The organism is Streptomyces sp. NPDC020958, from assembly GCF_055562175.1.
The window spans coordinates 888,683-901,131 of the sequence record NZ_JBVHFU010000001.1 but is presented as its reverse complement, the minus strand read 5'-3'; the positions used below and the strand labels follow the sequence as shown (position 1 = coordinate 901,131).

At 73.9% G+C, this 12,449-nt stretch carries 11 protein-coding genes; 6 read left to right on the top strand and 5 right to left on the bottom strand.

Annotation, left to right across the window (positions count from 1 at the left end):
* Positions 1–7: 7 nt before the first annotated feature.
* Positions 8–2,176 carry an iron uptake transporter permease EfeU gene (efeU, locus tag ACZ3KP_RS04120; protein ID WP_467496134.1) on the bottom strand — a complete coding sequence of 723 codons (2,169 nt, stop codon included), beginning with the start codon at positions 2,174–2,176 and terminating at the stop codon, positions 8–10.
* Between the two features lie 266 nt (positions 2,177–2,442).
* Between efeU and ACZ3KP_RS04115 the strand changes: the two genes are divergently transcribed.
* Together ACZ3KP_RS04115 and ACZ3KP_RS04110 are read left to right on the top strand one after the other, a co-directional pair.
* Complete coding sequence (locus tag ACZ3KP_RS04115; protein ID WP_467496132.1) at positions 2,443–3,102, top strand: DedA family protein; 660 nt, start codon at positions 2,443–2,445, stop codon at positions 3,100–3,102.
* On the top strand, positions 3,099–3,800 hold the full coding sequence (locus ACZ3KP_RS04110; RefSeq protein ID WP_467496130.1) for a phosphatase PAP2 family protein: 702 nt from the start codon (positions 3,099–3,101) through the stop codon (positions 3,798–3,800). The genes ACZ3KP_RS04115 and ACZ3KP_RS04110 overlap by 4 nt, the downstream gene beginning before the upstream one ends.
* A 46-nt stretch (positions 3,801–3,846) precedes the next feature.
* Here the strand turns inward: ACZ3KP_RS04110 and ACZ3KP_RS04105 are convergent, their stop codons facing one another.
* Positions 3,847–4,800, bottom strand: a complete 954-nt coding sequence (locus ACZ3KP_RS04105) for a lysylphosphatidylglycerol synthase transmembrane domain-containing protein (protein ID WP_467496128.1) — start codon at positions 4,798–4,800, stop codon at positions 3,847–3,849.
* Positions 4,801–5,083: 283 nt separating this feature from the next.
* Between ACZ3KP_RS04105 and ACZ3KP_RS04100 the strand changes: the two genes are divergently transcribed.
* Both ACZ3KP_RS04100 and ACZ3KP_RS04095 read left to right on the top strand, forming a co-directional pair.
* Positions 5,084–5,467, top strand: coding sequence for a BlaI/MecI/CopY family transcriptional regulator (locus ACZ3KP_RS04100; RefSeq protein WP_358979187.1), 384 nt, complete (start codon positions 5,084–5,086; stop codon positions 5,465–5,467).
* The gene (locus tag ACZ3KP_RS04095; RefSeq protein WP_467496126.1) at positions 5,464–6,357 is read left to right on the top strand and encodes a M48 family metalloprotease; all 894 of its coding nucleotides are present in this window, start codon (positions 5,464–5,466) and stop codon (positions 6,355–6,357) included. The genes ACZ3KP_RS04100 and ACZ3KP_RS04095 overlap by 4 nt, the downstream gene beginning before the upstream one ends.
* A gap of 26 nt (positions 6,358–6,383) precedes the next feature.
* Here ACZ3KP_RS04095 and ACZ3KP_RS04090 read toward each other — a convergent pair whose 3' ends face one another.
* Positions 6,384–8,729, bottom strand: a complete 2,346-nt coding sequence (locus tag ACZ3KP_RS04090) for a glycoside hydrolase family 65 protein (protein ID WP_467496124.1) — start codon at positions 8,727–8,729, stop codon at positions 6,384–6,386.
* Positions 8,726–9,460, bottom strand: coding sequence for a beta-phosphoglucomutase family hydrolase (locus tag ACZ3KP_RS04085; protein WP_358979192.1), 735 nt, complete (start codon positions 9,458–9,460; stop codon positions 8,726–8,728). The genes ACZ3KP_RS04090 and ACZ3KP_RS04085 overlap by 4 nt, the downstream gene beginning before the upstream one ends.
* A gap of 76 nt (positions 9,461–9,536) precedes the next feature.
* Between ACZ3KP_RS04085 and ACZ3KP_RS04080 the strand changes: the two genes are divergently transcribed.
* Both ACZ3KP_RS04080 and ACZ3KP_RS04075 read left to right on the top strand, forming a co-directional pair.
* A complete protein-coding gene (locus ACZ3KP_RS04080; protein ID WP_467496122.1) occupies positions 9,537–10,187 on the top strand; it encodes a nucleoside/nucleotide kinase family protein in 651 nt (216 codons plus the stop codon).
* A 73-nt stretch (positions 10,188–10,260) separates the two neighbouring features.
* Positions 10,261–10,614, top strand: coding sequence for an antibiotic biosynthesis monooxygenase family protein (locus ACZ3KP_RS04075; protein WP_467496120.1), 354 nt, complete (start codon positions 10,261–10,263; stop codon positions 10,612–10,614).
* 13 nt (positions 10,615–10,627) lie between these two features.
* Here ACZ3KP_RS04075 and ACZ3KP_RS04070 read toward each other — a convergent pair whose 3' ends face one another.
* On the bottom strand, positions 10,628–12,445 hold the full coding sequence (locus ACZ3KP_RS04070; RefSeq protein WP_467496118.1) for a hypothetical protein: 1,818 nt from the start codon (positions 12,443–12,445) through the stop codon (positions 10,628–10,630).
* Between the last annotated feature and the right edge of the window lie 4 nt (positions 12,446–12,449).

Genomic DNA, 12,449 nt, shown 5'->3' with positions numbered 1-12,449 from the left:
CGGTTCATCAGGCGGACTTCCTGATCTCCAGGAGGTCCGGCACCGGGGCGAGGTCCTCCAGGAGCTGCCCGGTGGCTCCGCTGACCCGCTGCCGGGTGACGGTGTCGAGCTTCTCGACCGGGGTCCAGGCGGTTCCCCGGTGCTCGGCGTCCAGGAGCTTCTGCAGCCGGTCGACGTCCGCGTCGACGGTCGGCAGCAGCTTCGGTGCCCGGGTGGTCAGCAGCGGCTCCAGGACGGTGAGCAGCTCTCGGGTGCCGGCCAGGTTGGCGTCCGCCGTGGCGAGGTTGGTGCCGCTGCCCTCGTCGGTGTCGGCGGTCAGCTCGAACTGGAGGGTGTTCTCCAGGATCTCGTGGGCGCGCAGCGGCAGGTCGCCCGGGTCGAAGTCCTGGGTGGGGAAAGCCTTCTGGAGTCCGGCGGCGGCCGCGGCGAGCGCCTGGGCGGGGGCCTTCAGCTGCGCCGCCGACTGACCGTGCCACAGCCCGTACTCGATCCGGTGGAACCCGGCGAAGCCCTGGTCGTCCACGCCGCCCGCGAGGCCGTCGGCGCGGCCGTTGATCTTCTTGTCGAAGTCCTCGAAGGTGCCGTAGGCGGCGCCGAGGGAGGAATAGGTGAGGTGGGCGGTGAGCCAGTCGGTGCGGGCCCGGTCGAGGTGGTCGCCCTCGATGTCGGCGTCGAGCGTACGGGTCCCCGCCACGAGGGTGGCGAGGCCCTGCTCGACGTACGCCTTGTACGCCTTCAGCGGGGCGGCGAGGTCGCTCTCGGACACCGGTACGACCGCCTTGGCGCCGCTTCCGTGGCCGCTCACGGTGACCGGCCTGGAAGTGACGGCCCGGCCGCCGGAGGGGACGCAGCGCCAGGCGTAGGTGCCGCCGGCGACGGTGGCGACCAGGGCGCGGGTGGTGCCGGGGGCGAGGCCCTCGATCTCGCCGTACACCGCGTTGGTGCTCGGGTCGATCAGATACACCTCGGAGGTCTTGTCGCCGGTGTTCTGCATCTGGAAGGTCCGGCGGCCGGGATCGGGTGCCGTGAAGCCCTTGCCGCACTCGGTCTCGGAGACGGCGACGGTCTGGCCGCCGCCGGGCTTGGGCCGGGCGAGGGCGACGACGAGACCGGCGACCACCGCGGGCACGGCCACCACGGCGACGGGCACCACCCAGGCGGGCCGCCGCCGTGGCCCCTTCGCCGCCCGCGCCCGACCCGCGTCGGAGGCCCCGGGCCGCGCCTCGGGCGCGCCACCGGCCGACGGCGGCTGCGGCTGCGCCTCGGGCCGGGCGGCGGCCGGGGCCTCCTGCGCCTCGGGGTTCTCCGCGGCGGGCCGCGGCGCCGCTGCACCGGTCGACGGTGCGGCGGCGGGCTTCGGGGCCGTCGCGCGTACGCCGCGTACGAACAGGGTCATGACGACCGCGAGATAACCGGCGTACCCGGCCGCCTGGAGCCAGGTCATGGTCGGCGTGATGTTGAGGACGCCCTGGAGGAGGGTGCTGTACCAGGAGCCCGCGTCGACGCTGCCGCCGAGGTCGAGGGCGTACGCCGTGCTGCCCGGGAACACCCCGCCCTCCTGGAGGTCCCGCAGCCCGTAGCCGAGGACGCCGGCGGCGATGACGATGAGGACCGCGCCGGTGCGGGTGAAGAACTTCGTCAGGTTGATCCGCAGGACGCGCCGGTACAGGCCCCAGCACAGGGCCGCCGCCAGGGCGAGGCCGATCCCGGCGCCGGCCAGCGGCCCCGCGGACTCCCCGGCCGCCTGGGCGGTGGTCCACAGGAACAGCGCGGTCTCCAGACCCTCGCGGCCGACCGCGAGGAACGAGGTGACCACCAGGACGCCCGACCCCATGGCGAGCGCCCCGGTCACCTTCTCCTTGATCTCCCCGGAGAGGCTCCGGGCGGAGCGGCGCATCCAGAACACCATCGCGGTGACGAACGCGACCGCGATCACACTGAGGGTGCCGCCGAAGGCCTCCTGCGCGGTCGCGGACAGCGACGCGGCGGTGAAGGTGAGCACCGCGCCGAAGCTCAGCGCCAGCGCGATCGCGGCGAGGACACCGGTCCACACCTGAAGCAGCCGGTTCCTGGCCCCGGCCCGCACCAGGGTGGCGACGAGGATGGAGACGATCAGCCCGGCCTCAAGGCCTTCCCTCAGGCCGATCAGAAAACTCGGAAACGCGTCGTCCCACATCCGCCGCAGCCCTCCCCGGCAGGCCCGTCCCCGCCCTGTGGCTCGAACTTAGTGAAGGCATGCCTTACTTCCGCTCGACCATGATGACTACAGCCATGTAGTCAATCGGTCACGAAAAGGCAATGGTGCGGCAAAAGCCGGGACCTGCCGCGAGATCACGCAGCAGGGACACGGCCGCCCGGACGAACCCGGCGGGCCCGCCCATCGACTACAGTTCGACAGAACGTCTACAGATGTGTAGTCGAGCGATGAGAGGGCACGTGCCGATGACCACTCCCCCGCACCAGCCGGCGTTGCAGCTCGCCGTCAACGTACTGGACGCGCACTCGCTGCTGGCCGCGTTCGGCGTGCTGGGTGTCGGCGTGGTGATGTTCGCCGAGACGGGGCTGCTGATCGGTTTCTTCCTGCCGGGCGACTCGCTCCTGTTCACCGCGGGCCTGCTCTGCACCGGCACCTCCGGCCAGGGCCTGAAGCTCTCCCTGCCCGCCCTGTTGGTCGCGGCGGCGGTGGGGGCGCTGGCGGGCTCGCAGACCGGGTACCTGCTGGGCCGCAGAGCCGGCGGCGCGCTGCTGGCGAGAAGCAGTTCGGTACGGCTGCACGAGGGAGCCAGGCGCACCGAGGAACTGCTGGAGCGCTACGGCCACGCGAAGGCGATCCTGCTGGCACGCTTCGTGCCGGTGGTGCGCACGGTGCTGAACCCGCTGGCCGGGGCCCTCGGGGTGCCGGTCCGCACCTTCACTCTCTGGCAGGCCGCCGGCGGCCTGGTCTGGAGCCTCGGCCTGCCGCTCGCGGGGTACGCACTGGGCTCCTCGATCCCGAACGTGGACCGGTACCTGCTGCCGATCATCGCCGTGATCGTGGCCGTTTCGCTGATCCCCCTCGTGGCCGAGGTACTGCGGTCCCGCAGGGCCGCGCGGGAGTCATGAACCGCAGGCGCGTCGCGGAGTTCGCCGGGAGCGCGGGGCTGGGCGCCTGGGTGGCGTTCGGGTTGCTGGCGCTGCTCGTGAGCGGCCGGCACGGCGCCCCGCTCGCCCTGGACCGGACCCTGCACGCCTGGTCGCTCGGGCACCGTCCGGACGTGGCGGTGGCCGTGGCCCGGGGCATCACCGTGACCGGCACCGGCATCGTCCCGTACGCCCTCGTCGTGCTGGCCGGAGTGCTGGCGGGCCGCGGGCGGCGCGGGCGGGCGGGCGCCGTGCTCCTGGGCGTCCTGTGTCTCGCCGTGGGGCAGGCGCTCCGCTACGGCGTGATGGACCTGGTCGCCCGCCCCCGGCCGCCGGAGCAGGACTGGGAGACCCTGGCCTCCGGCTGGTCGTTCCCGTCCGGCCACAGCACCACCTCCGCGATGACCGCCGGCCTGCTCCTGCTGGCCCTGGCCGTACGGGTCCCGCACCGCGGGTGGATCTGGCGGGCGGCCGTCACCTGCTGGGGGGTCGCCGTGGGACTGACCCGGGTGTTCCTGGGGGTGCACTGGTTCACCGACGTGCTCGGCGGCTGGCTGTTCGCCGTCGGCTGGCTCGGGGTGTGCGGGTGCGCGGCGGCCACGTGGCTCCCGGCCGCCTGGCTGCCACCGGGCCCCGGGGACGGGGCCGACGCTCCGGACCGGCCGGTCACCACCGGCTGAGGCCGCACCCGTCCGAGGACGCGGGCCGCCGGGGAACCCCCGTGGGTCACAGCGCCCGGCGTCGGATCAGCACGCCGAGCACCAGCAGCCCCGGCACCAGCGGGAGCCACACCGTCAGCAGCCGGTAGCCGAGCACGGCGGAGGTGGCCGCGGCGGCCGGGGTGCCCGATGCGGTGAGGGCGAGAGCGAGGGCGGCGTCCAGCGAGCCGAGGCCGCCCGGGGTGGGCAGCAGCGCGGCGGCGCCGCTGGCGGCTAGGTAGAGCAGCATCACCCGCGCCGGGGACAGCGGCAGTTCGATCGCCTGGGTGACCGCGATCAGGACCAGCGAGTGCAGTGCGGCGAAGACCAGGGAGCCGCCCCACAGGGCCGCCGCGCGGGCCGGGTTGGCGTGCACCGCCCGGATGTCGCCCGCCACGGTCGTCACCGCGGCCCGGCAGCGCGGCCACCACCGGGTGCGCAGCAGAACGCCGACCACGGTGGCCACGGCCCCGCAGCCGGCCAGGAACAGGACCGGCGGGACGTGCGGGACACGCAGCAGGCCCGGGCAGGCGGGGGCGAGCGCGGCGATGAGGACGAGGCGGACCACGGCCCCGGCGGTGGCCTTGACGGCGAGGGCGGACGCGCCACGGCCGGCCGGCAGCCCGCAGCGCATCAGGAAGCGCAGGTTGACGGCGCCCGCGCCGAGTCCGGCGGGCAGCACGTGGTTGGCGGCCGAGGCGGCGAACTGGGCGGCGACCAGCCGCCGTCCGGGCAGCCGTTCGGTGACCGCCCCCTGCTGGGCGAGCGCCGAGGAGGCCCAGGTCCCGACCGCGGCCGTGGCCGCCACCAGGAGCCAGCCCTGGTCGGCGACGGCCAGCCGCCCGGCCCCGTGCTGCACGGTGGGCCAGTGCCGCCGGGCCAGGTAGAGCCCGCCCAGCAACAGGGTGAGACACAGGCCGCTCTGCCAGTAGTGCAGCGGCCTGCGGGCCGCGACGGGGCCGGCTTGCGGCGGCGCGCTCATGACCCCGCCGGCGGTGCGGCCCGGCACCACGGGCGACGCCCTCCAGGGCCGCGCGAGCCCTGCCGGCGGGTTCTGGCGAGTACGGCGTGCGCGCTCACGGCCATCGGTCCATCCACCCCTCTTCCCTACACACCGTAGGGTCAAAAACCCTACAACGTGTAGGGCTGACCATGGTCTCAGGAACACGCATGGGCAAACACTGCCAAACTAACCCGGTTTCGCGGTGCCCACCGCGCCGCTACGCCCACCCGGACTGCGGCCCTACACCCTGTAAGGTTGAGCCATGGCTGGCACAGGGTCCCCCGGCAGAGCGGAGCGGCGCAGCGCCGGGGAGCTGGAGAGCGAGGTCCTGGCGGCCCTGTGGGCGACCGAACGCCCGTTGACCCCGGCCGAGATCCAGTCCGAGATCGGCGGCGGGCTCGCCTACAACACGGTCCACACGATCCTCAAGCGGCTGTACGACAAGGGACTGGTGCTGCGGGACGCGGACGGGCGGCGCGGTGCCTACCGGCCGGCGAAGAACGCGGCGGAGCTGACCGCCGAGGCCATGCACGAGGCCCTGGACCGCGGGCCCGACCCGATCGCCGCGCTCCAGCAGTTCGTGTCCGGGCTGGGCCCGGAGGAGGAGCGGGCGCTGCGCAACCTGTTCGCCGGGGGCGGCGCATGAGGTTCGACGTCTACACCCCGCTGCTGGTCTCCGTGGTGCTGCCGCTGCTCTGTCCGGTGATCGGCCGACGGGTGGCACCGGCGCTGGCGGCGCGGGTGCTGACCTCGGCCGCCGTGCTGACCGCCGCCGCCACCACCTGGTCCCTGGTCCTGCTGACGACCGCTCTGCTCGGCGAGGCGCCGCCGGTGGTCCGCGAGGCCCACGAGGACGGACACCGGCTGGCCGATCCGGTACCGGAGATGATCGGCGTCGCCGCCTGCCTCACGCTGGCCGCGGTGGCGTGGCGGGTGCAGCGGGCGGTACGGGCCGAACGCACCACCCGGCGGGCGCTGCGGCGGCTGTGCGAGGGGCAGCCTCGGGACACGGAGCTGGTGGTGGCCGCCTCGAAGGTGCCGCAGGCGTTCGCGATCCCGGGCCGGCCGGGCCGGATCCTGGTCACCTCGGCGATGCTCGGCGCGCTGGCGCCGGCCGAGCGGCGGGTGCTGCTGGCCCACGAAAGGGCCCATCTGACCCACCGGCACGGCAGCCTGGTGACGGCGGCGACCCTGGCCGTGGCCGCGAACCCGCTGCTCGGGCCGGTCCGTTCGGCCGTGACCTTCCTGGTGGAGCGCTGGGCCGACGAGCAGGCGGCAACCGCCGTGGGCGACCGGGCCACCACCGCCCGCGCCCTGGCCCGCGCCGCCCTCAGCGCGGGCCGCGCCCGCCCGTCCTGCGCCCTGAACTTCACGGACCGCGCGGTGACCCGCCGCATCGCGGCCCTCCAGACGACCCCGCCACCCCGGCTCTGGCCGGCCGCGGCGGCCGTCCTCGCGCTCGGCGCACTGGCCGCGCTGTTCGCCGCCGACGCGACGAGCGACCTGGCGGCCCTCCTTTCCAACGCCCTCAGGTGAAGCGCGCCCCGAAGGGGCGCTGACGCTCACCCCGGCCGGTTCGGCGCCCTGTGCAGCGGCTGCCCCGGCGTCGGGCCCGGGCGGACCGGCGGTACCGCCCGCACCGCTGGGCTGTCCGTGTCGACGGTGACCGGCTCACCGTGGTGGTGGACCGTGAGCGGGGGCCCGTCGAGGAGGGTGTACGTCGCCTTGTCCGCGAATATCTCCACCCGCAGCCTGCTGCCCCGCAGTTGCAGGTTGAAGGCGAGCCTGCGCAGCCGCTCCGGCAGCCGGGGGGCGAACCTCGCCCCGTCGTCGTAGTGCCGCAGTCCGCCGAAGCCGGCCACCAGTGCCATCCAGGTGCCGGCCAGGGAGGCGATGTGCAGTCCGTCGCGGGTGTTGTGCTCCAGGTCGTTCAGGTCCATCAGGGCGGCCTCGGCCGTGTACGCGTGGGCGAGCGTCAGGTGTCCGGCCTGGGCGGCGACCACCGCCTGGCAGCACGCGGACAGCGAGGAGTCGCGCACGGTCAGCGGCTCGTAGTAGGCGAAGTTGCGGGCGATCTGCTCCTCGTCGAAGTAGGCCTGGCAGGTGTACATCGCCAGCACCAGGTCGGCCTGTTTGACGACCTGTTTGCGGTACAGGTCGAAGTACGGGAAGTTCAGCAGCAGCGGGTACTGCTCGGGGCGGGTGTTCTCGAAGTCCCAGCGCTGGTAGCGGGTGAACCCGGCGTGCTGTTCGTGGACGCCCAGTTCGTGGTTGTAGGGGATGTGCACGGCCTCCGCGGCGTCCCGCCAGGCGGCGGACTCCTCCGCGTCGACGCCGAGCCGGGCGGCCTCGCGGGGGTGGCGTTCCACGGCGTCGGCGGCGGCCAGCAGGTTCGCCCGGGCCATCAGGTTGGTGTACGTGTTGTCGTCGGCGACCGCGCTGTACTCGTCGGGTCCGGTGACGCCGTCGATGTGGAACGCGCCGCGGCTGTCGTGGTGGCCGAGCGAACGCCACAGCCGGGCGGTCTCCACGAGCAGTTCGACCCCGGTGTCGCGTTCGAAGCCGGTGTCGCCGGTGGCGGCGACGTAGCGGACCACCGCGTCGGCGACGTCGGCATTGACGTGGAAGGCGGCGGTGCCGGCCGGCCAGTACGCGGAGCCCTCCGAGCCCTCGATGGTCCGCCAGGGGAACGCGGCCCCGGCCAGGCCCAGTTGGGTGGCGCGTTCGCGGGCGGCGGGCAGGGTGTTGTGCCGCCAGCGCAGCGCCTCGGCGACGGCGTCCGGGGCGGTGTGCGTGAGGACGGGCAGGACGAACATCTCGGTGTCCCAGAAGGCGTGTCCGTCGTAGCCGGAGCCGGTGAGGCCCTTGGCGGGTATCGCCCGCTGTTCGGCGCGGGCGCCGGCCTGCAGGACGTGGAAGAGGGCGAAGCGGACGGCCTGCTGGACCTCCTCGTCGCCGTCCACCTCCACGTCGGCGCGGGACCAGTAGTCGTCGAGGCAGTCGCGCTGTTCGTAGGTGAGCCCCTGCCAGCCCTCGTGCGCGGCGGCGGCGAGGGCCGCGTCCACCTGGTCGGCCATCGCGGGCAGCGAACGCACCCCGGACCAGCCGTGCGCGACGAACTTCTCCACCCGCAGCCGCTGACCGGGTTCCAGGACGGAGGTCACGGTCAGCCGGGCCACGTCCACGCCGCTCTCGGAACGGGTCGTGGTCCGCTCGGGGCCGCAGACGGTGTGGTCGGCGGCGACCGCGACGCGCAGTCCGCTGCGTTTCGTGCGGTGCACCAGACGCAGCCGGTACCCGTCGGCGAAGTCGTCCTCCTGCTCCAGTGGCGACTGCAGGGCCCGCGCCGCCCGGGGGTCGCCGTTCGCCCCGGGGAGCTGCTCGTTGGCGACCAGCTCGGACTGCACCACGATCCGGCTGCGGCGGTCGACGGCCTCCACCTCGTAGGCGACGGCGGCCACCGCCCGCTGGGTCAGGGACACCAGCCGGGTCGAGCGCACCCGTACGGTCGATCCCGCAGGCGAGGTCCACTCGCAGGTCCGTTCCAGGACGCCCCGGCGCAGGTCCAGTACCCGCTCATGGCTCACGAGCCGGCCGTAGCGCAGGTCGAAGGGTTCGTCGTCGACGAGCAGCCGCAGGATCTTGCCGTTGGTGACGTTGATGACGGTCTGCCCGGACTCGGGGTAGCCGTAGCCGGCTTCGGCGTACGGCAGGGGGTGCACCTCGTGGACGCCGTTGAGGTAGCTGCCGGGCAGCCCGTGCGGTTCGCCCTCGTCGAGGTTGCCGCGCCAGCCGACGTGCCCGTTGGACAACGCGAACACCGACTCGCTCTGGGCGAGCACGTCGAGGTTGAGCGCGGTCTCGCGGACCGCCCACGGCTCCACGGCGTACGACCGGTGGGTGATCACTCCTTGCCTCCCAGCTCGGCGAGGTCTTTCACGACCGTGTCCGCGCCGTGTGCGTACAGGGCATCGGTCTGCCCGACGCGGTCCACGCCGACGACGTACCCGAAACGGCCCGCGCGGCCCGCGTCCATCCCGGCGAGGGCGTCCTCGAAGACGGCCGCCCGGGACGGCTCGACGCCGAGGTCGTGGGCAGCGGCGAGGAAGGTGTCCGGGTGGGGTTTGCCGGGCAGGTGCCGTTCCGCGGCCACGACGCCGTCGATGCGGACGTCGAAGAAGTGCTCGGCGCCGATCGAGCGCAGTACGTCACGGCAGTTGGCGCTGGAGGAGACGATCGCCGTGCGCAGCCCCTGTGCCCGAACCGCCTCCAGGTAGCGCAGGGTGCCGTCGTAGGCCTCGACGCCGTCGGTGCGGATCCGGGCCAGGAGCAGTTCGTTCTTGCGGTTGCCGAGGCCGTGCACGGTGCGCGCGTCCGGCGGGTCGTCCGGGGTGCCCTCGGGCAGGTGGATGCCGCGGGAGTCGAGGAAGGCGCGGACGCCGTCGGCGCGCGGGCGGCCGTCGACGTACTCGTCGTAGTCGGCGGCCGGGTCGAAGGGGCGCTGGCCCTCGTAGTCGCGCAGGAAGGCGTCGAACATCTCCTTCCAGGCCGCCGCGTGCACGACGGCGGTTCTGGTGACGACCCCGTCGAGATCGAAGAGACAGGCCTGAATGGTGTCGGGCAGACCGAGTGCAGTCATGTCCGGCATCTTCCCCACCTGGCGGCGGCGAGAGGGTGGCGTGCGCCACATCCCGGGGCGGTGGCACACTTTTTGCGTGCCGCTGACTTTCGACGACCTCCTCGACCGCGCCCGTTCACTCGCCGCTCGCGGTCCGCGTGCCGTCCTCGGTGTCGCGGGCAGCCCCGGCGCCGGCAAGACGACCTTCGCCGAACATCTGGTGCGGGAGCTCAACGGGACGGGTGAGCCGTGGGTGGCGCAGGTGCCCATGGACGGCTTCCACCTGGCCGACGCCGAACTGGACCGGCTGGGCCTCAGGGACCGCAAGGGGGCGCCCTCGACCTTCGACGCGGCCGGGTACGCGGCGCTGCTGCGGCGGCTGCGCGAGGACACCGCCGACGTCGTGTACGCGCCGGGTTTCGAGCGGGTGCTGGAACAGCCGATCGCGGGCGCGATCCCGGTCCCGCCGACCGCCCGGCTGGTGGTGACCGAGGGCAACTACCTGCTGCTGACGAACGGTGCGTGGACTCGGGTGCGGCAGGCGCTGGACGAGGTGTGGTTCTGCGAGATCGACGAGGCCGAGCGGGTACGGCGGCTGGTCGCCCGGCACGAGGAGTTCGGCAAGGGGCACGCCGAGGCGGTGGCCTGGGTGGCGGGCACCGACCAGCTCAACGCCGACCTGGTCGCGGCCACCCGGGACCGGGCGGACCTGGTGGTGCCGGAGACCGCGCTGCCGGCGCTCCGGTGACGGGGCCGGTCCCTCCGGCTTCCCGCCCGCAGGACGCTGGCCCGCGGGGAGCGGGGCACCTTACGGTGACGCCATGAGCGATCACCCCCCAGCACCTGTCGCGCCCGTCGAGGCCTTCGAACCGCCCTACTACGTGGCCGTGTTCAGCACGGTACGGACCGAGGACCAGAGCGGTTACCGCGAGACCGCCGCCCGCATGGAGGACCTGGTGAAGGACATCCCCGGGTACCTGGGGATGGACCACGCGCAGACCCCCGGCGGGCTGGGCATCACCGTCGGGTACTTCCGCGACGCCGACGCCCTCACCGCGTGGCGGACCCACGCCGAACACCGCGCGGCGCAGCAGCGCGGCCGGGCCGAGTGGTACCGGAGCTACACGCTGCACGTGGCGAAGGTGGAACGCAGCCACGGCTTCACGCGGGCCTAGGCACCACCCGGAACTACCTCCCGGCGAGGGCCAGTCGTGGGTCGCCACGGCCGTCGTCGGGTCCGAGGACCGCCGTGAACCGCTCGGTGCGGACCGTCAGGTCGCCCTCGAACGACGGGGTGAAGTCCCCGCCGGGTCCGTACCGTACGGCGAAGACGTGCAGGTGTTCCGGCGCACCCGGCGCCGGTTCGGCCTGGTAGGCGCTGGAGGAGACCAGGTGGCGCCAGCCCTCGTCCGGGTTGCCGTACCCGCGCGGGTCGGCGGCGAGGGCGAACGCGGCCTGTTCCTGGGTGAGTTCGGCGCGGGCGTCGAAGTGGTCGGCGCCCTGCCGTTCGGGATGGGTCAGGCGCAGGGGGCCCGCGGAGGCGACCTCGGCCTCGGCGATCCGGCGGACCCGGTCGCCGTCGTCCGCCGCGTACGGCAGCCCGGCCAGCAGGTACGGCGTCCCGTCGAGGCGCTCCACGGCCACCGTCACCCACAGGCTCGTGCCGTCCGTGACGTACAGGGAGCGCACGTGGCGCAGGACGTGGTCGCGGCCCACGACCGGCTTGGTGACCAGCTTGGCGGTCAGGCCGTCGGCGCGCACGTCCCGGACCCGGACCTCGCCCATCGGCCGGCAGTACAGGAAGCCGTCCAGGACGGGGCCGAAGCCGTGCTGCCGGTTCACCGCCGCCGGGAGGCAGTAGGTGCCGCCGGCCTCGACCAGGGACGGGGTCATGCGGCTGTCGAAGGCCACCGAGACGGTGCCCGCGCGGAGTTGGTGGCGGGCCGGGGCGGTGGAGGGTTCGCGGTGCCAGGGGGTGGTGTCCTGGATCTGCCAGACCAGCATCCAGGCGAAGTGCCCGTCGACCCCGCCGTCCGGCTTGACCGCGTGCCGGCCCCAGTTGGTGTCGCCCCGGTAGCGGCCCAGGTCGGCACCGATCCGGGCGCCGAAGTAGCGCAGTCCGAGCACCGACTCGAAGCCGGAGTGCTGTTCGCTGTAGCGGGGTCCGCCGTTGTCGAAGCCGCCGTTCGGCAGGCGGGCGTCGATGTAGCGGGCGAGCGCGTCGCCGTCCTCGGCGAACATCTCCTCCCCGCTGACCCGGTGCGCCTGGGCGAGGAAGGACAGCGAGATGGGGCCGTAGTTGTTGTCGTAGGCGCCGCCGTGCTCGGGCGGCAGCAGCGCGCCCCGGTCGAGGACCCGGTGGGCCCTGATCTTCTCGGTGTACAGCGCCAGGGCCCGCTCGCGGACCGGCTCCGCCTCCTCCCGCGGCAGGTGCCGGGCCAGCATCAGCCCGCCGACCACGCACCCGATGGCCTGGTTGCCGGCCTCCTGGGGGTTGAAGAAGGTGGCCTCGGTCAGCCAGCGCCAGTAGCCGCGGCCCAGGTCGAGCAGCGCGGAGCGCAGGCCGTCGGCGACCAGTCCGTCCGCGAGGTCGAGGAGGTTCACGGTCTGGAGCAGCGCCCACACGGTGCTCGGCCAGTCCCCGATCGGGTGCGCGCCCGCCTCCAGGACGTAACGGGCGTACGGGAGACCGGAGTCGCGGACGGTGAGGTTCGGGTAGCCGGGGTTGTCCCCGGTGTAGACCCGCTCGCGCAGGTGGAAGGCGAGGCTGCGGTGCACCGCCTCGGGCAGCCGGGGGTCCCTCGAGCGGTGCCAGGCGAGGGCCAGCAGGGAGGTGACGCCGAGGGAGGTGTCGCCGATGTCGTCGTCGGCGTCGGGGTGTTCGAGGCTGCCCTCGGCGGTGAGGCGGGCCAGGGCCTGTTCGGTGACGTCGGCGAGGACCGCGTCGTACGCCTCGGGGGTGGACGGCAGGTCGTGCAGCGGGCCGAGCTGGCGTGGGAGGTGCAAGGAG